23 protein-coding genes are annotated in these 23,638 nt (G+C 44.0%); 7 read left to right on the plus strand and 16 right to left on the minus strand.

The genetic code is table 11. From position 1 onward, the window contains the following. Window positions 1–319 precede the first annotated feature (319 nt). A complete protein-coding gene (locus ACMXYW_RS12510; RefSeq protein ID WP_415898978.1) occupies window positions 320–601 on the plus strand; it encodes a hypothetical protein in 282 nt (93 codons plus the stop codon). Window positions 602–623: 22 nt separating this feature from the next. Here ACMXYW_RS12510 and nth read toward each other — a convergent pair whose 3' ends face one another. The 14 genes from nth to cysD all read right to left on the minus strand — a co-directional run bounded on the left by nth (window position 624) and on the right by cysD (window position 15,339). After that, window positions 624–1,259 (minus strand): endonuclease III, encoded by a 636-nt coding sequence (gene nth, locus ACMXYW_RS12515; RefSeq protein ID WP_415898979.1) that lies wholly within the window; start codon window positions 1,257–1,259, stop codon window positions 624–626. A gap of 21 nt (window positions 1,260–1,280) precedes the next feature. Next, window positions 1,281–2,249 (minus strand): GGDEF domain-containing protein, encoded by a 969-nt coding sequence (locus tag ACMXYW_RS12520; protein ID WP_415904266.1) that lies wholly within the window; start codon window positions 2,247–2,249, stop codon window positions 1,281–1,283. Continuing rightward, window positions 2,246–3,226, minus strand: coding sequence for a response regulator (locus tag ACMXYW_RS12525; protein ID WP_415904267.1), 981 nt, complete (start codon window positions 3,224–3,226; stop codon window positions 2,246–2,248). Before ACMXYW_RS12525 ends, ACMXYW_RS12520 begins: the two co-directional genes overlap by 4 nt. Before the next feature lie 119 nt (window positions 3,227–3,345). Then, on the minus strand, window positions 3,346–3,909 hold the full coding sequence (locus tag ACMXYW_RS12530) for a PsbP-related protein (protein WP_415904268.1): 564 nt from the start codon (window positions 3,907–3,909) through the stop codon (window positions 3,346–3,348). Between the two features lie 15 nt (window positions 3,910–3,924). Continuing rightward, on the minus strand, window positions 3,925–5,055 hold the full coding sequence (locus tag ACMXYW_RS12535) for a M48 family metallopeptidase (protein ID WP_415904269.1): 1,131 nt from the start codon (window positions 5,053–5,055) through the stop codon (window positions 3,925–3,927). A 1-nt stretch (window position 5,056) separates the two neighbouring features. Next, window positions 5,057–5,821, minus strand: coding sequence for a hypothetical protein (locus ACMXYW_RS12540; RefSeq protein ID WP_415898984.1), 765 nt, complete (start codon window positions 5,819–5,821; stop codon window positions 5,057–5,059). A gap of 78 nt (window positions 5,822–5,899) precedes the next feature. Then, on the minus strand, window positions 5,900–6,601 hold the full coding sequence (locus ACMXYW_RS12545) for an electron transport complex subunit E (RefSeq protein ID WP_415904270.1): 702 nt from the start codon (window positions 6,599–6,601) through the stop codon (window positions 5,900–5,902). After that, complete coding sequence (gene rsxG, locus ACMXYW_RS12550) at window positions 6,601–7,254, minus strand: electron transport complex subunit RsxG (protein WP_415904271.1); 654 nt, start codon at window positions 7,252–7,254, stop codon at window positions 6,601–6,603. The genes ACMXYW_RS12545 and rsxG overlap by 1 nt, the downstream gene beginning before the upstream one ends. Then, complete coding sequence (gene rsxD, locus ACMXYW_RS12555; protein WP_415904272.1) at window positions 7,254–8,315, minus strand: electron transport complex subunit RsxD; 1,062 nt, start codon at window positions 8,313–8,315, stop codon at window positions 7,254–7,256. Before rsxD ends, rsxG begins: the two co-directional genes overlap by 1 nt. A 14-nt stretch (window positions 8,316–8,329) precedes the next feature. Further along, window positions 8,330–11,290, minus strand: coding sequence for an electron transport complex subunit RsxC (gene rsxC / locus ACMXYW_RS12560; protein WP_415904273.1), 2,961 nt, complete (start codon window positions 11,288–11,290; stop codon window positions 8,330–8,332). Further along, a complete protein-coding gene (rsxB, locus tag ACMXYW_RS12565) occupies window positions 11,287–11,883 on the minus strand; it encodes an electron transport complex subunit RsxB (RefSeq protein WP_415898989.1) in 597 nt (198 codons plus the stop codon). The genes rsxC and rsxB overlap by 4 nt, the downstream gene beginning before the upstream one ends. A gap of 9 nt (window positions 11,884–11,892) precedes the next feature. Next, the gene (rsxA, locus tag ACMXYW_RS12570) at window positions 11,893–12,474 is read right to left on the minus strand and encodes an electron transport complex subunit RsxA (protein ID WP_415882090.1); all 582 of its coding nucleotides are present in this window, start codon (window positions 12,472–12,474) and stop codon (window positions 11,893–11,895) included. A gap of 153 nt (window positions 12,475–12,627) precedes the next feature. Continuing rightward, window positions 12,628–14,298 (minus strand): sulfate adenylyltransferase subunit CysN, encoded by a 1,671-nt coding sequence (cysN, locus tag ACMXYW_RS12575; RefSeq protein ID WP_415904274.1) that lies wholly within the window; start codon window positions 14,296–14,298, stop codon window positions 12,628–12,630. A 123-nt stretch (window positions 14,299–14,421) separates the two neighbouring features. After that, a complete protein-coding gene (gene cysD, locus ACMXYW_RS12580) occupies window positions 14,422–15,339 on the minus strand; it encodes a sulfate adenylyltransferase subunit CysD (RefSeq protein WP_415885517.1) in 918 nt (305 codons plus the stop codon). 317 nt (window positions 15,340–15,656) lie between these two features. Here cysD and ACMXYW_RS12585 point away from each other — a divergent pair, with 317 nt between their 5' ends. The 5 genes from ACMXYW_RS12585 (at window position 15,657) to cysG (ending at window position 21,140) form a co-directional block, all read left to right on the plus strand. Beyond that, a complete protein-coding gene (locus ACMXYW_RS12585; protein WP_415889003.1) occupies window positions 15,657–16,442 on the plus strand; it encodes a sulfite exporter TauE/SafE family protein in 786 nt (261 codons plus the stop codon). Window positions 16,443–16,495: 53 nt separating this feature from the next. Beyond that, window positions 16,496–18,154, plus strand: coding sequence for a nitrite/sulfite reductase (locus ACMXYW_RS12590; RefSeq protein ID WP_415898991.1), 1,659 nt, complete (start codon window positions 16,496–16,498; stop codon window positions 18,152–18,154). Continuing rightward, a complete protein-coding gene (locus ACMXYW_RS12595; protein WP_415904275.1) occupies window positions 18,138–18,611 on the plus strand; it encodes a DUF934 domain-containing protein in 474 nt (157 codons plus the stop codon). Before ACMXYW_RS12590 ends, ACMXYW_RS12595 begins: the two co-directional genes overlap by 17 nt. A 26-nt stretch (window positions 18,612–18,637) precedes the next feature. After that, complete coding sequence (locus ACMXYW_RS12600; RefSeq protein ID WP_415904276.1) at window positions 18,638–19,360, plus strand: phosphoadenylyl-sulfate reductase; 723 nt, start codon at window positions 18,638–18,640, stop codon at window positions 19,358–19,360. 355 nt (window positions 19,361–19,715) lie between these two features. Next, window positions 19,716–21,140: a siroheme synthase CysG gene (cysG, locus tag ACMXYW_RS12605; protein ID WP_415904277.1), complete on the plus strand. Its 1,425-nt coding sequence runs from the start codon at window positions 19,716–19,718 to the stop codon at window positions 21,138–21,140. Between the two features lie 378 nt (window positions 21,141–21,518). Here the strand turns inward: cysG and ACMXYW_RS12610 are convergent, their stop codons facing one another. After that, entirely contained in the window at window positions 21,519–21,698 is a 180-nt protein-coding gene (locus tag ACMXYW_RS12610) for a PCP reductase family protein (protein ID WP_415882098.1), read from the minus strand. Between the two features lie 199 nt (window positions 21,699–21,897). On the opposite strand from ACMXYW_RS12610, the gene ACMXYW_RS12615 reads away from it, so the two are divergent. Next, window positions 21,898–22,338 carry a BLUF domain-containing protein gene (locus tag ACMXYW_RS12615; RefSeq protein ID WP_415904278.1) on the plus strand — a complete coding sequence of 147 codons (441 nt, stop codon included), beginning with the start codon at window positions 21,898–21,900 and terminating at the stop codon, window positions 22,336–22,338. On the opposite strand, the gene ACMXYW_RS12620 is transcribed toward ACMXYW_RS12615, so the two are convergent. Beyond that, the gene (locus ACMXYW_RS12620) at window positions 22,339–23,628 is read right to left on the minus strand and encodes a DEAD/DEAH box helicase (RefSeq protein ID WP_415904279.1); all 1,290 of its coding nucleotides are present in this window, start codon (window positions 23,626–23,628) and stop codon (window positions 22,339–22,341) included. Between the last annotated feature and the right edge of the window lie 10 nt (window positions 23,629–23,638).

Genomic DNA, 23,638 nt, shown 5'->3' on the forward strand with positions numbered 1-23,638 from the left:
CAATGATTACACACAATGAAAATCTACGTAAAAACGATGTGGACAGAATCTGCTAGCTCTTTTTGCTGGAGAATCAAGTGGAAATTAACCGATTGAAAAATAAGCATTTTAAATAGTGAATAATTTTACAACAACTAACGCAAACTCCGCGCCTATGCTACTTGCAGCAAGCTACCCAAAACTTATTAAGAAAGTTATCCACAGATTTTATGTATAACTAAATATGACCGCCATCGGTTTATTCTCATCCCTAAAAATACTTCTACGAATAACTGCTAGTCTAAAAATAACTGGATCATTTGTTTATAAAGGCATAGCGATGAAACAAACAACCTTAAGCGCTGACTGGCAAAGCTGGGTCGAGGAAAATAGAGCTCGTAACTGTGACCTTGATGAGATGGTTGAGATTCTCAAACAAAATGGGTTTAGTAGTGAAACTGCTATGAGTGCCGTTTATAAGCAACAAGACAAGGCTAATTCATCACCAAAACCACTATTTACTGGAATCGTTTTCTACACAAGCAGAGCGATGGTGCTCATCTCTCTGTTGTTTAAGATAGAAAACTTAGCTAAGGGAGCTACTTCCATTTGTTGGGTGTAGGAGGAGATAAAAAGAAAAACCTTTAAAAATCAGTCTTTTCTTTGTACTCGCACAAATCTTCGATTAGACAAGAACCGCATTTAGGCTTTCGAGCAACACAGGTATAACGACCATGTAAAATGAGCCAATGATGCGCATCGATCAGAAACTCTTTTGGAACAAAACGCATAAGCTTCTGTTCAACTTCATTCACGTTTTTACCTGGTGCTATCTTAGTACGGTTTGAGACCCGAAAAATGTGAGTATCTACAGCCATGGCTGGCTGACCAAAAGCGGTATTTAAAACCACATTTGCTGTTTTACGCCCTACACCAGGCAGCGCTTCTAAATCAGCACGGTTATCTGGTACTTCTGACCCATGCTTGTCGACCAAGGCCTTACAGGTCTTGATCACATTCTCAGCTTTAGTGTTAAACAAACCGATGGTTTTAATATATTCCTTTAAACCATCTACACCCAAGGCATAGATCGCCTCTGGAGTATTCGCTATGGGGTAAAGCTTGCGAGTTGCTTTGTTCACGCCCACATCCGTCGCCTGAGCAGAAAGGATAACGGCAATCAGAAGTTCAAATGGGGAGCTGTATTCTAGCTCAGTCGTAGGATGAGGGTTATCTTCACGCCAACGGGTGAAGATTTCGTGCCTTTTTTGCTTGTTCATTACTAAATATCTTGAAGTGCTTTAGTTGTAATCACCGAAAAGACTGACCCAATTACGGCCGCTCTGTTTAGATTTGTAGAGCGCCTGATCAGCTTCTTCTAGCCATTGCGTAGGCGTTTGTTGCTCGTAATTTAGCTCAGAAACACCCAAGCTAATGGTAACTTTTAATTGATGTTCGGCATAAGGCACAACGAGGCTCTCTATACGAGAACGTAGGCGCTCAGCAAAGATCATAGCATTTTCACCGTTCGTACCAGTCAAAATCGCTCCAAACTCTTCTCCACCATAACGTCCGAGAAAGTCGGTTTTACGCGCTTGATCTTTTAGCGCTTGAGCCACAGCACGAATAATTTCATCCCCAGCTTGATGCCCGTAGGTATCGTTCACTCGCTTGAAGTGATCGATATCAAACATCACTAAACTGCTGACTTCCTGACTACGGTTAAAGCGCTCAAATTCTTGATTAAGGCATTCTTCCCAGTAGCCTCGATTGTTCAGACCCGTTAATCGATCTTCTCGACTTAACGCTTTTAACTGATCGTTAGCCTGTTGCAATTCAATCTGGCCAGTTGCTGTATCCGTAACGTCGTAAATCAAGATCCCTACATGATCAACCTCTCCTGTTGGAGACGTTAGTGGAATCAAGGTGACGTTTTGATACATGAATGGAGCACCGCCCGTAATCGGACGATTGCTCTTAAAATGAAAAAGGTAAGGTCGCTGTTCCCAAGATATATACGCAGGGTTTCTTAACAAAAAAACTGATTCCAATTTTTGCTTTAACCATCGACAAGGAAGCTCTGGAAATTTAGCAAAAATAGAATGCTCTGTTAGCTTCACGGCGGATATGCCGGAATGGTTTTCCATGAAGCCATTCCACAGCTTAATGAGACCAGCCCGATCTACAACAACCAGACCTACTTCAAGGTTTTGAATCAGCCCTAAAGTCCAATGCAGTTCATCGATCTCTTGGAAGTTTTGACTATTCATTCAAAATAACTCGCAATCTTCTGTAATGCAGGTAATGAATCGGTGGTAAAAGCTAAAACGAGCTCACACTGAAAGTCATATTCCGGTAGCTGATAATCAACGGAAATAGTCATGGTTTGACCTAAAGATCCCACTTGATCACAAACCCTATCAACATCATGCAATATATTTGGAGTTGCGCGACTAAAAGAGAGATCTAGCTGTTGAGCAAAACCCGATATGAATGCCCCGATTAGAGCATTCGCAAGTGACATTAATAGATCAGATTCAGAATATTCTCCATTCTCTGTCATCCCCATCAGCCTTGCCACACGATCTAAATTACCGGTTTGCAGCAATAACAATGCCTCACCTGCTACACCCGAGCCAATAAAGCCCTGACTAATGAGTTCATGCTGATTATCTGACGCGATTTTAAGCTGATTAGCTAGCGCTGAAGCCTCAACCATTCTAACTATAGGAATAGGCAGATGGACAAATGTCTTTAACAAACTGCCTAACATACTGCCAGCCTGCCCCATCGCAACATTCGCAATCTCTTGATAGTACTCAGGTAAAGCTAACGGAGTGTCAATCTGCTCTTCTACAATAACTGGATGTTCAAGTTCGCTTAACAGGCCAAAGCGTTGCAGAACCTCGCAGATAACTTCTGGAGATGTGGGCTTTTTTATAAAAGCCAGTGCGCCGAGTTCTTCTACCCTTGACTGTGCTTCCGGCTGAATATCACCGGAGACAACAATCACCATTGTGGGCAGATCATCTTGGCGGATACGCTCAAGCGCCTGATAGCCATCCATAATAGGCATGGTCAGATCAAGAAAGAGAATATCCCCTTTGCCGGCCCTAATTGCTTCAAGACCTTCTAGACCATGTTCAGCAAACGTTACTTCGACATTCCATCCACGCAGGGCGGATGCCATTTGTTTACGTGCTAAACGGGAATCATCACAAATAACTACAGGAACAGGCTGGCTCACAATCCTTCCTAAAGAATAATAACCAAGGAAAACAGTAAGCTAACAGCCTAATGTATGCCTTAGCAGAAAACAATTCTGCTAAGGCAATAGAAAGGAAATAAACCAGATGTAAGGTTTGTTTATTTTTGACTTAGGATCTGGAAAGAGTTTGCCATCGCTTCAAATTCAGGGAGTTCTTTTTCAAAGAAATACAACGCTGGCGATTCATAGCTTAAGGTGTAGAGACTTTTTTCCGTAACGGTGCCGTAGACCAGCACCTTAAAAACTAAGCCGTTGGGGTTAGTTGCATTTAATGTCAATTTAAACCCATCATTTCCATTAATATCCATAGGAACTAATTGGTTTTTCTCAACCGTTAAACCAGATTGTTGGGCTTTGAGGTTTTCTACGAAATGATCCGCGACCTCATTCACTAAAGCATCAGACTTTAATTTTACATCGATAAATTCAAAAGGCTTGTCTAAAGAGCTTTCACGAAAGTTTACCCATTGAAGTGCAGGCCCCTCTTTTGTTAATACAATAGTGTTCTCTTTAGAATCATTATATTCAACCCACCCTCCTGGGATAGTTACTTCAAAATCCTTGCCTTTATTCTGTACAGTAGACTGCGTCTCTGGCAAGCGTGTAAAGACTTGGCACCCCGCTAGTACAAACATTAAACTAAGGATGACTAACTTCTTCATAATACGATTCCTTTCTTACTGCATTTTCTTTAAATAGTATTCCGCAAAGGCTGTATCAGCCGTAGCAGATGCAAATTTTAAATATTGTTCTAAATGATTTTTGGCTAATTCATTTTGTTTACGTTTAATAAAATGAAAACCAAGTTCTTTATGTGCCTCAGCAAACTGCGGTTTCTTTTCGACTTCAGCAATCAATAGCTTTTCCGCCTTATCAGAACTGTCATCATCTGCCTTCTTTAGTAACGCCAGTGCCTTCAGATAGTTCAACCGATCCTGATAGATTCTTTCCGCACCTTGGTCTTCCAAGGTAGCTAATACAGCATTAACTCGACCTGCTGCTAACTTTTCCTTTAAAACTGGCTCTCGGATTCCACCAACAATTGACTGATAGCGTTCAAAGCCAATCTCACCTTTGGCTTGATCAGTTAAATCGGCGTTTAATGTTTTAAAGTTACCAATACGCTCTTGCAGCTTAGGGTGACTTGCAAAAAAGTAAGGTTCATCAATATCGTTAGCTTTGACTTCACGAGCTAGAATTTCAAAAGCTCTGGTTGCTTCAGATGTTGCATAGCCTGCCTTTCTCAAACGTTCAAAACCCAAATTATCAGCTTCCGTTTCATGCTCTTGTGAATAACCACTTATAGAGTTCATCGCAACAAGTTGACCAGCAAGCGGGATACCAATCATAGAAACAGCAAGCGCCCACCCCTGACTATTCTGGTTATAAATTCTCTGCTTAGCACTGTGTTTTTGTAAAAAGTGAATGCCTTCATGGGCTAGAACAGAAGCAATTTGAGCTTCATTTTCCAATGAAGCCAGCATACCCAAATTGATATAAATACTTCCATTAGGCAAAGCGAAGGCATTTAAAACTGGTGCACGATGTAAATCGACTTTAATGTGCCCTTTAAATTCCGGGTAAAGACGATCCATGATTTCCTGCAAATAAACTTTTATTTTTGGAAGATCTGGAATTTGTCGCCCTTTCTGCATTGCAGTATCAAACTTGTCAGCCTGAAACCAAAGGCGATTCTCACCTTTGGTTTTAGCCTCAATTTCATCACCCGCCTCAAAGGACTTTATGTTAGTCGCCTTGCACCCCACCATTAGGAATACAAAACAACATAACAACACATGACGCCACATATTACTTTTCCGCTAACTGCACTACGGTTTTACCGACCGACTCCGCAGGTAGGGTTTCTAAAGCCTTAGTCACTGCTTGAGATACTTGCTCTTCTTCCAAGAAACCAACTTCTTGAGAGAATACAAAGTTGTTCCACACCACATTGCCGGTCTCTGTTTCGACAATACCGACAGTCAGGTACGAAAATCCCATCGGGATACCAACACCAAACAGGGCTGCTGCAATCATAGCAGCCTTCCGACCACCGGTACTGATATAGTCCTGCCCAGATACAAACACAGCGTAATCAACATTGTATTTATTCTTTAAGAACGAAAGTCCCGGCCCTAATGTCGTTTTTGTTTTAAGTTCATCATGCTTCCAAGCTGGAAAGCGACTTCTAATGATTTCGGAATCAACAACAGGATAATAAAGTTGAGTATATTGCTCTAACAGGTTTTCCTCTTCATCTGTTAAAGCAGGCTTATTAATCATATGAAAGCGTTCAAATGCTCCAAACTCTTTGTTAACCGCTTTATCGACTAACTTGGTTCCTGTCTCAGTCCATTCTGGAACTTCTTCCGAGTCACTGACTCCTAGTTCGAATATCTGAACATCGGCAGAGGTAACCAATAATTGGTGGGTATCTTTTGATTGTAAGGAACTTTCTAGTTGCTCGTGCTGACCTTTGTGAACAGATGTAACACAGCCTGAAAGCTTGAGAACACAAAGAAAAACTGAGAGGAATTGCAGTAAGCTAAACTGCTTGGAATTAAGGTATGCCATTAGCCCCATCCTTGAAACATTTCAGAAAATGGGGCAATGATACGGATTATTTATTTAGGTTTTCAATAGGCAATTTGCCTAACCTGTAATACGAACACGTTCAGGTTTAGTCCCTTCATCAGGCGTCTGCTGAGCCAAACGCTCTTTTGCACGGGCATCAATGATGTTTTTAAGCGCAATTAATAAACCCATGCCAACAAAGGCACCTGGTGGTAAAACGGCAAACAGGAAACCAGTGTAGTCATCAACAACTGTAATTTTCCAATAAGCTGCCATTGGACCAAATAGCAGATGCATATCGCTAAACAGCGTACCTAAACCTAGCACTTCACGCATCGCCCCCAAGATCACCAATACCGCGGTAAAACCAAGTCCCATCATTAATCCATCTAACAAAGACTCTTTAACAGGGTTCTTACATGCAAAAGCATCAGCACGCCCCATAATGGCACAGTTAGTTACAATCAATGGGATAAAGATACCTAAGATTAGGTATAACTCGTAAGTAAATGCCTTCATCAATAACTCAATTGCCGTTACAAATGAGGCAATGATCATTACAAAGATCGGAAGACGAACAGAATCGGGTACGAATTTACGGAACGCCGATACCGTGAGGTTAGAACCCAGTAATACCAGAATACTAGCAATACCCAAACCTATAGCATTAACAACTGTACCTGTGACTGCAAGCAACGGGCATAGACCAAGTAATTGAACTAACGCAGGGTTATTGTCCCATAAGCCGTCCATAGAAATTTTCTTATAATCAGCAGCCATTAGTTGGATACCTCCTGATTGTTATCTTGCTGTTCGGGCTTAACTTCTAGCAATGCAATGCGGTTGTCTTCAAAGTAGTCTAGTGCTCGACCTACCCCGTTTACGATCGCGCGTGGCGTAATTGTGGCACCGGTAAACTGATCAAACTGACCGCCATCTTTTTTAACTGCCCAAACACCGCTGTTTTCTGTCGCTTTAGAACGGCCGTTAAAACTGTAGATCCAATCAGACTTCTTGGTTTCGACTTTATCCCCTAAGCCAGGTGTTTCTTTATGCGCTAATACGCGAACACCAGCTACAGAGCCATCAGCATTGATACCAACAATAAAACTAATATTGCCACTGTAACCATCAGGTGCAACAACAGGCAAAATAACGGCTTTAACTAAACCATCTTTGCGAGCTCGATAAGCCGTGACCGGCATTTTATGCCCTAACTCAGATACCTGAATATCCAAAGTATCTTGTAGTAACTGATTGTCGATCGTGTCACGAGGAACGATTTCATACAGAGCTTTTGCTTTAAACTCGCGCTCGTTATCGGCAATTTTATCTTGAGTAGATACTTGTGTAATCGCGATGACCGCCGCACAGACAACGGCAAATAAACTAATCGCAACCGTACTCGATTTAATCGCACTAAATAACTGCATTATGAGCCCCCCTTCATGCCACGCTTAGCTTTTGCATGACCGTAAGTTCGAGGCTGGGTGTATTGATCAATAAAAGGCGCTGACAAATTCATCAGCAATACAGCAAATGCAATCGCATCAGGGTATCCCCCCCAACCACGAATAATATAAACCAATACGCCAATACCGATACCAAAATAGATCTTGCCACGATTACTGGTTGCAGATGTTACTGGGTCCGTTGCAATAAAGAACGCTCCCAACATAGTTGCTCCCGCCGTTAGGTGGAAAAACGGACCTGCAAATGAAGATGGATCAATAATATGAAACAGTGTTGATATTACCGCTAGCGAACCTAACACAGCCACAGGCGTGTGGATGGTGAAAACTTTACGATAAATTAAGAAGATACCGCCCATCAGATAAGCAGCACTCACTGCATGCCACGCCCCCATCCCTTCAGATAGGACAGGAACCGAGCGCCAGACTTCCTCTGTTGTTAATCCACTTCGATGACGCATAGCATCAAGCGGTGTCGCACCGGTGTAAGCATCCAAAAGCGCAGGATCTACTGATCCAAAGATCACACCAAGTGTTTGTCCAAAACTTAGGACGTTCCAGCTTCCTTCTGGACCATTAAGTACAAAAGGCTCTGTCCAACTCGTCATCTGTACAGGGAAAGAAACCAGCAGCAACGCATAAGCAACCATTGCTGGGTTGAAAGGATTCTGCCCCAGACCACCATACAAGTGCTTAGCAATCACAATAGCGACGAATACACCGACCATTGTCACCCACCAAGGTGCAAATGGAGGTAAGGCTAGACCTAACAACAAAGCAGTAACGATTGCACTGTAGTCTTTTAGGTAAAAACCTAATGGGCGCTTCCGCAGTTTAACAATGGCCGCTTCAAAACCTACTGCAAGCAAGCAGGCCCAAATAACATTGATTAAGGTACCCCAACCAAAAAAGAACGTCATCGCAGCCAAACCCGGTAAGGTTGCGAGTATCAATAAACGCATTACATCAGCCGTACTGCTGGCCTTATGTAAATGGGGGGAGCTAGTGCGTATTAACGCCATCTGCTAACAAATCCTTAATCGCTAAAACGACTTAACGTCTGGTTTAATTTCTCTGCTTCTTGTTGAGCGGCTACTAACTGCTCTTCCATAGTAGGCAGATCATCAACATTATCTTCTCGAGCTTTAGTTAACGCTCTTTCCGCTTTGGTAACGGCCGCGCGAGCCATCGCAGCATCAATCTTTAACTGTTTAAGATCGATACCCTCTCCTGCAGCTTTCTCTATCAACTGAATCTCATAAGCATCAAACGCTTCTTTAGCTTCATCGTGCAACTTTGTTAAACGCAGCACTTCTGCTTCCAACTCAGCTTGATCCGATTCTTCTGCATCATCTAAAGCATTCTGCGCCTTCTTCAGCTTGGTACGCATAATGGAAACATTCTGCTTCAAAGCTTTAGGGTCAACAGGCTCTGGTTTTGCAGGCTCTTCTAACTCACCACCTGCTTGCAGATATTCCTGCTTCAACTCTTCATACTTACCACGCAGTTTTTCCACACCGGCTTTCATTTTTTCAGCAGCCGGGCTGCCTGATTCAATCGCTTTATCTAAGGCAACTTGAGCTTTCTCAACTTTGGCCTTGATAGCCTCCATATCTTCTTTAAGCTCATCTAGATTGACTGCTGGGGCTACGGGTGCAGAGGTTGGCGCTTGAGTCGCCTTATCATATTCAGCCTTAGCTTCTTCGTATTTACCCTGAAGCTTCTCTACACCGGCTTTCATCTTCTCAACAGCAGGACTACCTGAAGCGATGGCTGCATCTAAGGCTTTTTGCGCTTTTTCCACCTTCGCCTGCATTGCATCCATATCAGCCTTAAGCTCATCTAGATTGACCGCTGGAGTTACAGGCACAGAGGCTGGCGCTTGAGCCGCTTTATCATATTCCGCCTTAGCTTCTTCGAATTTGCCTTGAAGCTTTTCTACACCGGCTTTCATTTTTTCTACAGCAGGGCTACCGGAAGCAATAGCTGCATCCAAAGCTTTTTGTGCTTTCTCTACTTTGCCCTGCGCTGCATCCATCGACTCTTTTAGCTCAGCTAAATTAACCGCTGGCTGTGTCGGCACTGGTGCACCGCCAGATTCAGCTTGATCATACGCAGTTTGAGCCGCTTCAGTTTTAGCTTTCTGTTCAGCAACCTTGGCTTTAAGCGCTTCGAGATCACCTTCACCAGATTCTTCGGCTTTGGCTAGCGCTTTTTCAGCTTGCTTCAACTTGGTTCGAGCAACGGCAGCATTGGTTTTAAGCTGTTTAACATCTACAACTGGCGCTGGAGCGCTCGCTGGATTTTGCGCCTGATCGTAAGCCTCTTGTGCGGCCTTAGCTTTCGCTTCAAGCTCAGTGACGGTTTGACGTAACTGCTCAATACCGTCTAACCCTTTAGACTCAGCATTTTCTAGAGCTTTCTGAGCTTTCTTAAGTTTGGTACGTGAAACTGCAGCTGCTGTTTTCAATGCTTTAATATCAGGTTCACCTGATGGTTTAGCTGATTCAGCGGTTTTACCTGACGCTAGTTTGTCTTTCTTAACTGCTTGCGCCTTCGCAGCTTCTTCTGCACGTTGCTTACGACGCAGTTCTTTCTCTACCTTCTCTTGCTCCAAACGCGCTTGTCGAGCTTCGAAGCGCTGGCGTGCATGATCTGCTTTACGTTGTTCCGCTTCTTCGGCACGGATCTCAGACTTAGCAAAACGGTAGTACTGCACCAAAGGAATATTACTTGGGCAAACATAAGAGCAAGCGCCACACTCGATACAATCAAACAAGTTGTGATGCTTAGCCTTTTCAAACTCTTTACCTTTTGCAAACCAATGCAATTGTTGCGGTAGTAGCTCAGCAGGACATACCTGTTCGCACATACCACAACGGATACAAGGGTTCGCAGCTGGTGCGGGTGGCATTTCGTCGTAAGTTGCGGCAATAACACAGTTGGTGGTTTTGATCATCGGGATAGATTGACTATCCACGGTATAGCCCATCATTGGACCACCAATAACTAAACGATAAAGCTCAGACTGACGTACTTCAGCAGCCTCCAACAAGCTTTCTAGTGGAGTGCCGATCAATGCACGCATATTATGCGGATGACCTAAAGCGTCGCCTGTAACCGTCACAACGCGGGAGATCAGAGGTACGCCGTTATAGACAGCATCATAGATAGCAGAAGCGGTACCAATGTTTTGACATACGATACCAACATCAGCAGGGATCTTTCCGCTTGGTACTTCAATACCGGTAAGCAGCTTTATTAGCTGCTTTTCACCGCCCGATGGATAGACGGTTGGAACAACGACAATATCAATATCATGCTTGGATTCTGCTACAGCAAGCTCAAGCGCGCGGATAGCCTGAGGCTTATTGTCCTCAGTGCCAATCATAATGTGATGCGGTTTTAACAGGTGCGCGATAACCTCAATACCTTTAACGATGTCATCTGCGCGTTCACGCATCAGCATATCGTCAGCAGTGATATAAGGCTCACACTCCATCGCGTTGATAATCAACGTATTAACAATATGATCATCACCCAGATGCAGTTTCACATCGGTTGGGAAACCCGCGCCACCCATACCACTGATACCGTGATAGCGGATAAAATCGATCAACTCTTGTTTATTGATCGACGTATAGTCTTCCAGACCTTTATGATCGCACCACTCATCTAAACCGTCGGTTTTAATCACCACACACGGGGCTGACATACCGGACATATGCGGTACAGGGCGAGACTCAATAGCCTCTACTACACCAGAGCTCGGCGCATGGACGCTAACACTTATGCGACCTGCTGCCTCAGCAATAACCTGACCTTTAAGCACTCGATCACCAACGGATACAACAAGCTCTGAAGGCGCACCGATATGCTGTGATAAGGGTACAACAAGCTGTTCAGGGATTGGCGCTATCTGAATCTGGCCGCCGGTAGACTGATGCTTATTTTCAGGTGGGTGTACACCACCGTGGAAAGAATGCTTAGTACTCACGCTGCACCGCCCTCCACAACTTCACCACGCTGATCCGTTGCAATAAGTTGAACACCCGGCTTAGGCATATCCCACTTCCACGTTTGTAACGTGGTTTCAACTGGTAACATATCAATACAATCTACTGGGCAAGGCTCTACACAAAGGTCACAACCTGTGCATTCGGATGTAATAACCGTGTGCATCTGCTTAGCTGCACCTAAAATGGCATCAACTGGGCACGCCTGAATACATTTAGTACAACCGATACATTCATCTTCACGGATATAAGCTACCGCTTTAACGGGCTCTTCTTCCGCGCCACCTTCTAGAGGAATCGCTTCCACATCCAGAAGGTCGGCTAAAGTTTCTACTGTGCTTTGGCCACCTGGAGGGCATTTATTAATTGCGTCACCCTCTGCAATTGCCTCTGCGTAAGGACGACAACCAGGGTAACCACACTGACCACACTGGGTCTGCGGCAAAATACTGTCGATTTGATCGACCAGAGGATTACCTTCAACTTTGAAGCGTACTGAGGCAAATCCCAATAGCAAACCAAAAGCTAAAGCTAAGCCCAAAAGAGCTAATACGGCGATGATTACGATATCCACGGTCGGCTCCTAAATCTGTACCAGACCGGTGAAGCCCATAAATGCCAAGGACATCAGACCAGCAGTCACCATACCGATTGCTGCACCCTGAAATGGCATAGGGACATCAGCCACAGCAATACGCTCACGCATTGCAGAGAAAAGAATCAAAGCAAGTGAGAAGCCGATTGCAGCACCAAAACCGTAAACAATAGAATCAATAAAGCCATTGAGCTTTTTGATATTAAGTAACGCAACCCCAAGTACTGCACAGTTAGTGGTAATCAGCGGTAAGAAAATACCTAACACTTTGTACAATAATGGGCTGGTTTTACGAACAACCATCTCAGTGAACTGTACAACAACCGCTATCACTAAGATAAATGTAATCGTTTGCAGATACTCTAATGCAAGAGGCTGCAGGAGATACGTGTACGCAAGATAACTGCATACGGACGACAGAGTCAGTACAAATGTGGTCGCCAAGGACATACCCATCGCGGTTTCCAGCTTATTGGAAACCCCCATAAATGGACACAATCCAAGGAATTGAACCAGTACAAAGTTGTTTACCAGTACAGTGCTGATAACAATCAGAAGATATTCTGTCATAAGATCCGTATAGCTATCGAAACCTACCCCTAAAAGAAAATTAGCAAAATCTAATCTTACTATCTCTTATAAGGTTTCGGTATAGCGATATTCTGATTTAAAACAATAAACCGGGAGATCAAGCTCCCGGTTTTTCCATTCGAGAATGGTCTTTTATTTCAATAGTTCTAGTGCGCTTGCTAGTTTCTCAACGTCAGTAGACCCCTGAAGTTGATCAACGTTCAACGCAACTGCACCTTCTACTGCATCGTCAGTTTCAAGCAGAGAAATCAGACCTGCTTGATTTAGAACAGCAGACGCATTCTGAGCTCCGCCCTGAAGCTGCTCAGCATTAAGGGCTACAACTGCACGACCTTGTTCGAACAATACTGATTCTAGGCTAAACAATAGTGTTTGACGCTGTTCAGCACTACCACCAGCGATAGTCGCTGTCGCAGCCTGCTGACCGAAACGAATTGTACGATCAGATGCTGTAACTGCAGAAGCATTAACCAGTTTAGATTCCAAATCAGTCTGCTCATCACCACCCTCGATGATCATACCCGCTGCAACAGTCGCATTGGTTAGACGATCAACGATGATGAAAGAACCTGTACCATGGTGAGCACGATAGTCATCAGCAACAACTGGACGCTCTAACGTAATCTCACAACGTGCGATTTCATTTAGCTCTAGAGAGTCAGCAGCTGTTTGCTCTAGTGTGTTAACGTCTACACGGTGACGAACGTTACTGATACCACCAGCAATACGCGTAGTGTTCAGTTTAACTTCGTACTGACGACCTTTCTGCAAAGGTTCCTCAGACATCCATACGACCATGGAGTCAAAACGGTTTGTTGTTTCTGGAACTTCGTTACTTTGAACAAGAATATCGCCACGGGAGATATCAATCTCATCTTCCAAAGTTAGCGTTACTGCCATTGGTGGAAATGCTTCTTCAATTTCGCCTTCGTATGTAACAATCGACTTAACCTTGCTGGACTTACCAGAAGGAAGCACAGTTACTTCGTCGCCCGGGCGAACGATGCCGGAAGTCAACGTACCGCAGTAACCACGGAAGTCTAGGTTAGGACGGTTAACGTACTGAACAGGGAAACGTAAGCTGTCGAAGTTCTGGTCGTTAGCCAGCTCAACTGTTTCCAGTGTTTCCATCAATGGCTCGCCTTTAAACCAGCTCATTGGCTCAGAAGGTGTTACAACGTTATCACCCTTCAATGCAGAGATCGGTACAAACTGAATGTCAGGCAGATCTAGCTGCTTAGAGAACTCAAGGTAATCAGCTTTGATCTCTTCAAAACGCTCTTCACTGAAATCAACCAGGTCCATTTTGTTGATAGCAACAATAGTATGCTTAATACCTAGTAGAGAAACGATAAAGCTGTGACGTTTAGTCTGAACCTGTACACCGTGACGCGCATCGATAAGGATGATCGCAAGATCACAAGTAGATGCACCTGTTGCCATGTTACGTGTGTACTGCTCATGGCCCGGAGTATCCGCGATGATGAATTTACGCTTAGATGTAGAGAAGTAACGGTAAGCAACGTCGATAGTGATACCTTGCTCACGCTCTGCTGCAAGACCATCAACTAGAAGTGCAAGGTCAAGCTCTTCACCAGCATTACCAACACGCTCGTTATCCTTCTGGATAGCGGCAAGTTGATCTTCATAAATCATTTTAGAGTCATGTAGTAGACGGCCAATCAATGTAGATTTGCCGTCATCCACGCTACCACAAGTCAAAAAGCGTAATAGCTCTTTGTTTTCGTGCTGGTGCAGATATGCTTGGATATCAGATTCAATCAGTTCGCTTTGGTGACTCATTTTCTTCCCCTTAGGAAAGCGGCAAGCTGGTCATTTAGATAGCTTGTCGCTGAATATTCTTTTCAATATGGATGTAAGGTGTGGCCTATCAACTCATACCGCCACGTATTTCTAAGTAGAGCTCTAGAAATAACCTTCCATCTTTTTCTTCTCCATCGAACCAGAACTATCATGGTCGATCGCACGGCCCTGACGTTCAGAAGTCGTTGTCAGCAACATTTCCTGAATAATGTCCGGCAAAGTTGCCGCGTCAGATTCCACTGCACCTGTTAGCGGGTAGCAGCCAAGGGTACGGAAACGTACGCTCTTCATTTCTGGTACTTCGCCCTCTTCTAATGGCATACGCTCATCATCAACCATGATCAACATACCATCGCGCTCAACAACTGGGCGCTTAGCAGAATAGTAAAGAGGAACGATAGAGATATTTTCTAGATAGATATACTGCCAGATATCCAGTTCAGTCCAGTTAGATAGAGGGAATACACGGATACTTTCACCTTTATCTACACGTGTGTTGAACACGTTCCATAGTTCAGGGCGCTGACTCTTTGGATCCCAACGGTGATTCTGGTCACGGAATGAGAATACACGCTCTTTCGCACGAGATTTTTCTTCGTCACGACGAGCACCACCAAATGCGGCATCAAACTGGTACTTATCCAGTGCCTGCTTCAGCGCTTGAGTCTTCATGATATCTGTATGCTTTGAAGAACCGTGAGTGAACGGACCTACACCCATATCAACACCTTCTTGGTTGATATGAACTAGAAGCTCCATACCCGCTTCTTTCGCCATCTTGTCACGGAATTCAATCATCTCTCTGAATTTCCATGTAGTATCAACATGCAAAAGTGGGAACGGAGGTTTACCTGGCGCAAACGCTTTACGTGCAAGATGAAGCATTACCGCAGAATCTTTACCTACAGAGTAAAGCATAACTGGGTTATCAAACTCAGCTGCCACTTCACGGATGATATGGATACTTTCAGCTTCAAGCTGCTTAAGGTGCGTTAAACGGTGTTCAGGCAAAGCACTCATTAGAAAATACTCTCTTTATGTAAACAGTTTGGATAACAAGCATGACCACCTTCCGTAGAAATCCACATAAAAGGTCGAATTAATATACCTAGCTATCCTATAATGCGGCGCATTATCGCAGCCCTCTCAATAAAACGCAAAAGAATATATAATTACTTTTTTATAGCTTTTGGCTATATATGATCACCTATCTATTACTTTTCAAATTGTTACCTTCTGTTATCACCAAAAGAAATAACAAGATTCCCAATTATTATTTTGAGTTATAACAAACCTCCTTTATTATGCCGCCAGTTTATTCTTGGACAGGTCTATCTATGGAACTTGCGTACAGTTTTGCAGGATTAGTTGTTGGCTTTATCGTCGGCCTCACCGGTATAGGTGGTGGTGCTTTGATGACGCCTATCCTGATTGTTGTATTCGGAATTCCGCCAGTTACAGCTGTAAGCACCGATTTACTGTATGCAGCGGTTACAAAATTCGGCGGTACTTTCTCTTATGCAAGAAAGAAACTTATCGAGTGGAAAGTCGTTCTTCTTTTATTACTAGGCAGTATTCCTGGCAGTTTGCTAACCCTAAGCTACCTAAAAGGTCTAGATGGACTAGAACAAATAGAACACATAATGAACATGACGCTAGGCGTATCATTAGTGTTAACGTCCATCGCTGTATTCTTGCGTAATCAAATTCGCAATCAAGCCATGAAATGGCAGCATACATCAGCAGCAAGCCACGCAAAAAAATGGCGTCCCGCTATTACGGTGTTGATGGGTATTCTACTGGGAGGTCTGGTAACATTGTCGTCAGTTGGCGCAGGGGCCCTTGGTACAGCTATTTTAATTTTATTGTATCCACGTATGAGTATGCCAACCATCGTGGGTTCCGACCTAGTTCATGCGGTAGTGCTTACATCAGTTGCAGGCGCAGGTCATTATGGAATGGGCAATGTCGATCTTAGCCTGCTCCTATACCTATTAATCGGCTCTTTGCCGGGTGTATTTGTGGGTAGCCATCTCGGCACACGATTATCACCAAAAATTATGCAGCCTATTATGGGCTCAATATTATTAGCCATCGGTCTGCGCTTCGTAATCGCAGGTTAAAACCCGAAAAGTGAGGTGTTGCACCCGATTAAGGGTCCAACAAGGGAAAAGTTATGTATCAGTATAACTCTGTCGACCAGAAACTGGTTGACGAACGTGTTGAGCAATTTAGAGATCAGACTCGCCGCTTCCTAGCAGGCGAACTGCCAGAAGATGACTTTCTAGCACTACGTCTTATGAACGGTTTGTATGTACAACGTCACGCGCCAATGCTGCGTGTAGCGGGCCCATACAATATGTATAACTCAACTCAATTCCGCAAACTGGCTCATATCGCACGTACTTATGACAAGGGCTATGCGCACTTTACTACGCGTACTAACCTGCAGTTTAACTGGCCAAAGCTAGAAGAAGTACCTGATATTCTTGCTGAGCTTGCTGAAGTTCAGATGCACTCGATTCAAACGTCTGGTAACTGTATCCGTAATACAACGACGGATCAGTTCGCAGGTGTAATCCCAAATGAGATTGAAGATTCTCGTCCGTACTGTGAAATCATTCGTCAGTGGTCATCACTTCACCCTGAATTTGCGTATCTACCTCGTAAGTTCAAGATTGCGATCTCTTCTTGCGCAAATGACCGTGCAGCAACACAAGTTCATGATATCGGTCTTCACATCGTTAAAAACGATGCTGGCGAAGTTGGTTTTGAAGTACTTGTAGGTGGTGGCCTTGGCCGTACTCCTATGATCGCTAAGCAGATCAATCCGTTCCTAGCTAAGGAAGATCTACTTTCTTACCTAGAAGCTATCATCCGTGTTTACAACATGAATGGTCGCCGCGATAACAAATACAAAGCACGTATCAAAATTTTGGTACAAGCTGTAGGTATCGATAAGTTCCGCGAGCAAGTTGAGGAAGAGTGGGCGCACATTCGTGACACTGACCTTAAACTACCAATGGAAGAGATCGAGCGCGTAAAAGCATTCTTTAAACCATTCGATTACGATGCATCAGCTGCTGCAGATACTTCACTTGAAGCTAAACTTGCAGAGAATGAAGATTTCAACACTTGGTATGAGCGTAACACTGTAGAGCATAAAGTAGATGGTTACCGCATCGCTTATGTATCGCTAAAACCATACCTAAAACCTGCTGGCGATATCACTGCTGATCAACTAGATCTAGTAGCTGATCTTGCTGACAAGTTCAGCTTCGGCGAAATTCGTGCTACTCACAACCAAAACTTGGTTTTGGCTGATGTTAAGAAAGCTGACCTATACGCAGTATGGGAAGTGCTTGCAAATGCAGATCTAGCACGTCCAAACATCGGTACACTTACAGACATGACTGTTTGCCCGGGTGGTGACTTCTGTGCTCTAGCTAATGCTCGTACTCTGGGTGTAGCAGATCAGATCAACAAGAAATTTGAAGACATGGACTTTGTTCATGACCTTGGTGATCTGAAACTGAACATGTCTGGCTGCATGAACGCTTGTTCTCACCACCACGTTGGTCACATCGGTATTTTGGGTGTGGATAAGAAAGGTGAAGAGTGGTACCAAATTACCCTAGGTGGTGATGATGGTTCTGATGCAGCATTAGGTAAGGTTATTGGCCGTGCTGTAGCTTCTGACGAAGTCGCTAACACCCTAGAAAAAGTGCTGGAAGTATACGTTCAACAGCGCTTTGAGAACGAACGTTTCATTGATACATTCCGTCGTATCGGTATTGCACCATTTAAGGAGTACGTATATGCCCCTGCTAATTAATCGTGAAGTTGTTGCTGACAACTGGACTCTGATCAACGAAGAATCACTTGATCAAACGGGTGACATCATCGTACCGCTAGCGCTTTACTTGGAAAACCAAGACGCACTTACTAACCGTGAAGGCCAAGTAGCTGTTAAAGTGAATGGTGATGACGATATCGATTTTCTAGTTGAGAACTTAGACAAATTCCCACTAGTAGCGATCGACTTCCCTGCTTTCCGTGACGGCCGTGGATTTAGTATTGCACGCTTACTTGTTCGCGCCGAGTACAAAGGTGAAATCCGTGCAACGGGTGATATTGGCCAAGACCGTTTCGCTTACTTAGAGCGTTGTGGCTTTACAGCTATCGAAGTTGCTGATGACATATTTAAGCCTGAAATGCTTAAGTCCTTCGATGAGATGAGCAACTATTACCAAAGCGCTGCGGATAAAGTTCGCGCTGTTTATCACCAGTAATTAATAGTGACGGTGAGGTCCTATTTATGAGTGAGCAAATTACTGCAGAGCTACAAGCAAAGGTTGAAGCCGTTGCAGCTCTACTAAAAAAAGGCTATCAGGATCACGAGGGATCCCTAGTCTTCGCAAACAGCCTAGGTGCTGAGGACGTAGTTATTGCTGACCTGATCAGCAAATTCTGTCCAGAAATCAGCAACTTTGTCTTAGATACAGGTCGCCTGCCAGAAGAAACACTTAAGCTTCTTGCGGACGTGCAAAAACAATACCCTAATGTAACATTTAACGTTTACTACCCAGAGGGTGCCGACGTTGAGGCTTATGTTGCAGAAAACGGTGTTAATGCTTTTTACGAATCTCAAGAGCTACGTAAAGGCTGCTGCTTTGTTCGTAAAATCAAGCCACTAAAGCGTGCGCTTTCTGGTCACAAAGCATGGATTACTGGCCTTCGCCGCGAACAGTCTGTTACTCGCGATGAGATCCAGTTCGAAGAGTGGGATGAAGGCAATAATATGCACAAACTAAACCCTCTGGCAGATTGGTCAGAGAAAGAGGTTTGGGCATATATCAAAGCAAATGATGTTCCGTACAACGAACTACATGACAAACACTACCCAAGCATCGGCTGTGCACCATGCACGCGTGCAATCTCTATGGGTGAAGATGTACGTTCTGGCCGTTGGTGGTGGGAAAACCCAGAAAACCGTGAATGCGGTTTACACCCAGCGACGCCACTAAATTTTAAAAAGTAATACCTAGAGATAGCAGGACGCATTCTCGTACAGGAGACCCCCTGCACCATTCAGTAGATCTGTTTGGTGCAGGATCATCTTAATTCTAAGATGCACCATTTTTTAGCACTGAATATAAGCTCGCCCCAATTCGGTGAATTAGCTCCCTTTCTATACGCCCAAAACCTAAATCTACTGGTAAACTAATAGATATAAATACGGTTGGTTTCAGCTCTTCATAGCTATGTACTTAGCTTTATATAGATAGCAATTAAACCGATCATTCTTAGGCATATAGGTTGCATAACTTATTCATAAATAAAGACAACCGACCTATCAGGTAGATAAAACCTGAGTCATTTTCTGGAGAGATTTTGTGGATTACCTACCGCTATTTTTTAAGCTGACCAATCAGAAAGTCTTGCTTGTAGGTGGAGGAAACATAGCCTTACGTAAAGCGAAATTACTATGCAGGGCGGGCGCTCATGTCACCGTTATCTCTCATAAGGTATGTGACGATCTACAAGACCTTTTAGATGAAAACCAAGGTACGGCAATTGTTGGTGAGTATCATGCAGCCCTTTTAGACGACAAAACCTTAGTCATCGCTGCTACGGATGATGAGCCACTGAACGAGCGGGTTCATTTCGATGCAGTCGAAAAGAATATTCCAGTGAATGTTGTCGATAGCCCGAAACTTTGCACCTTTGTATTCCCAGCTATAGTCGATCGCTCTCCTATCGTTATAGGCGTGTCATCTGGTGGTAGCGCACCTGTTCTTGCTCGATTGCTAAGAGCTCGATTAGAAACATGGATTCCAAAATCCTACGGCAAGCTTGCGAGTATCGCGAACCATTTCCGCGATCAGGTAAAAGAGACCTTCAGCACAGTTAACCATCGACGTGTTTTCTGGGAAAACGTACTGCAGGGCCAAATCGCCGAAAAAGTATTCGCTGGGCGTGATGAAGAAGCGGCGAAAATGATCACTGAGAAACTTGCCAATGAAGATCCTGAACATCAGGTAGGCGAAGTTTACCTTGTCGGTGGAGGCCCTGGAGATCCGGAGTTATTAACATTTAAAGCACTACGCCTGATGCAACAAGCCGATATCGTCCTCTACGATGCGCTTGTTTCCCCAGAAGTGTTAGATCTTTGCCGTCGTGATGCCGATCTGATTTTTGTCGGTAAAAAACGTGATAATCACGCTGTACCACAAGAAGGTATCAACGAACTTCTAGTAAAGCATGCCAAACTGGGACAGAGAGTTGTACGTTTAAAAGGTGGTGATCCTTTTATCTTTGGCCGCGGTGGCGAAGAGCTACAAACTCTTAAAGAACATAATATCCCTTTCCAAGTGGTACCAGGCATCACAGCTGCTAGTGCTTGTTCAACTTTTGCGGGCATTCCGCTGACGCACAGGAACTATGCACAGTCGGTTAAATTTGTAACCGGCCAGCTTAAAAACCGTACGACCGATCTGAACTTTAACGAGCTGGTCCACCCTAACCAAACGGTCGTTTTTTACATGGGTCTACATACCTTGCCTCAACTCGCTGCTAAGATGATTGAGCATGGCAAACCGGCATCTACACCTGCAGCAATCATCTCCCGTGGGACATCAGCAGATCAAAAAGTACTGACCGGTACTTTGGAAACGCTACCTCAGCTACAAGAAGAAGCTCAACTCCCAGCCCCTGCACTGATCATCGTGGGTGAGGTTGTTGAACTACATGAAAACCTAAGCTGGTTTGGCGAAGAAGTCTTAGCTCAAAACCTAACGCCAGTTAAAGCCGAACCTTAATTTTCTATAGGAAATACGATCAAACCAGTTACCCCCAAATTCTGGGGGTAACTCTATTTACAACCCGTGGATATCTTTGGTTTAGATCGCTAAGGCCCTTGTTATATCTAGCCTCAAAGCAAATGCTGCTTTTCTAAACACTTTGCCAACAACATCACTTCCTTAGCTATTATTCAACCAGATAGACGACATTGTGAGTAAATTACAAACGAAAATCTGCACTGATATTTATCAGGGAGACGGGGCTATCGCTGACTGAGGTTATCGAGGGGATAAAAAACATAGAAGGAAGAAAGTTTGGTCACAGGCAGAATAACCTGCTTTGAGATAAGCGGTTGAGCAATAGCATGGTCAACCGCTCTTATTGAGGCTAACCGCTTACTTTTGGCTATCCATCTGCTTTTTCTTGACCTTATCAAGCAACTCTTCAGTGATACGCTCTAAGCCTTGCTGACGAGCAGCCTTCTCTACCTTATGACGAATTAGCTTACGTACAAAGAAAGGTGCTGCATCTACACGCTGTTTCGCAGCTTCGTCCCACTCTAGTTTGCCTGACATTACTTTTTACCAATTAAGAATTAAAGCCGCACATTATACGCACTCTGGCCTGAACAGAAAACAAACAATGCCTTGGGGTTTTGTTTACTGGTTTGTACTCGCTAGCCCTAGAAAAAGACTATGCTGTAGATGAATCAATAGATCCATAAGGGAAATGATCCTGCCTGTCACTAAGTGCAGATATTACGTGGGGCTTTATATGTATCGCCTCATCTACAAAAGTGAGCCCATTAGCAAAATGGATTGGGAACAAGTCCGCAACATTCTGCACCAAAGCGAGAAAAACAACGAAACAAATGAGATAACAGGTGTCTTACTGGCTTCTCAGCATAACTTTCTTCAAGTAATCGAAGGACGCTATGAATCTGTTAATACGCTTTTTATGACACTAGTGCACGATCCAAGGCATACGAACATTCAACTTATCTCTTTTGAACTCATCGACAGCCGGCTTTTTGCAGGGTGGGGGATGAAAGGTCTAGGTCTACTCGACTTTAATACCGATCAAGTCGAGCAACTAAAAGCAAAATACGGCGAAGATAAGGGAGATATTCGCTTCCCTCTCGAAGGCTGGAAAGCACTTGCTTTAATCGATGACCTTAAGATGATGCAAGCGCTCCCCGAATGGAAACAAAGCTAATTATTTCTTAAATAAACCCGGTCTAATGGCACGTTTGGATGTATCAGGCTGGTAAGCTTCTACTTGTTCCCGCTTAACTTGTTTTTTACCTTTCGCTGGGCGCTTCTTCATTGGCCGATCAGCAAAGTCTTCAATCTCTATGCGTTTACCGTTCTCGATTCTTGGAACCGGTCTTAATCGAATTTTCTGTTTAATCAGTTGCTCAATACGCTTAAGAAAGTCTCGTTCTGCTGGTGCAACTAGAGAGATCGCTTCGCCACTTTCCCCTGCTCGACCTGTTCGGCCGATACGATGCACATAAGCTTCTGGAACATTCGGCAGGTCGTAATTCACAACGTAAGGTAGAGCCTCGATATCTAAACCTCGCGCTGCAACATCAGTAGCAACCAGAACGTGTAATTCGCCACTTAAAAATTCTTTGAACATGCGCTCACGCTCACGCTGAGTTTTGTCACCATGAATTGCAGCGGCGTAGATATCTTCTTTATTCAGATACTGTACAAGCTCATCAACTCGCTTTTTAGTTCGTGCAAATACGAGGGTTTGGCCCCACTTCTCTTCCTGAATCAGATAACTCAGGATCTCAGACTTATCGCTGTTATCTACGGCATAAGCGATCTGTTTGACCTGCTTTGCAGTCGAGTTACGCGGAGAGACTTTGATCTTCTGTGGATTATTGAGGTAAAAGTCGGCCAGTACTTCGATGCTTTCATCTGCAGTCGCGGTAAATAAAAGTGTCTGGCGAGGCTCTGCAGCATAATCCATGATCTTTTGAATTGGATCGATAAAGCCCAGATCAAGCATTCGATCCGCCTCGTCCAAAACTAAAAATTCTAGATGATCGAGGTTAATTACTTTTTGCTGCAATAGATCCAATAAACGCCCCGGCGTTGCTACCAAGATATCAGCACCGCGTTTCAGTTTACGTATCTGGTTATCCAAACGCACTCCGCCATAGATAGACATCACGCGCATACCTAGAGCACGACCATACTCCAGCGTATTATCTGCCACTTGAATAGCTAACTCACGCGTAGGGGCTAAAACCAGTGCTCTAACTTGACGGTAGTTTGGTTGCGGCGGTGTTTTACTTAACTTCTCAATGATAGGCAGAGCGAAGCTAGCCGTTTTACCTGTACCCGTTTGCGCTTCCGCTAATAAATCTTCGCCTTTTAACACTAAAGGGATTGCTTTAGCTTGAATCGGAGTTGGCTGGGTATACCCGAGTTTTTCCAAACCAGTCAGCAGTTCAGGGCATAAATTCAGATCAGAGAAAACAGGGGTAGTCATCGCAACAAAG

Source organism: Neptuniibacter sp. QD48_55 (genome assembly GCF_047778115.1).
In the GTDB taxonomy this organism is placed as follows: domain Bacteria; phylum Pseudomonadota; class Gammaproteobacteria; order Pseudomonadales; family Balneatricaceae; genus Neptuniibacter.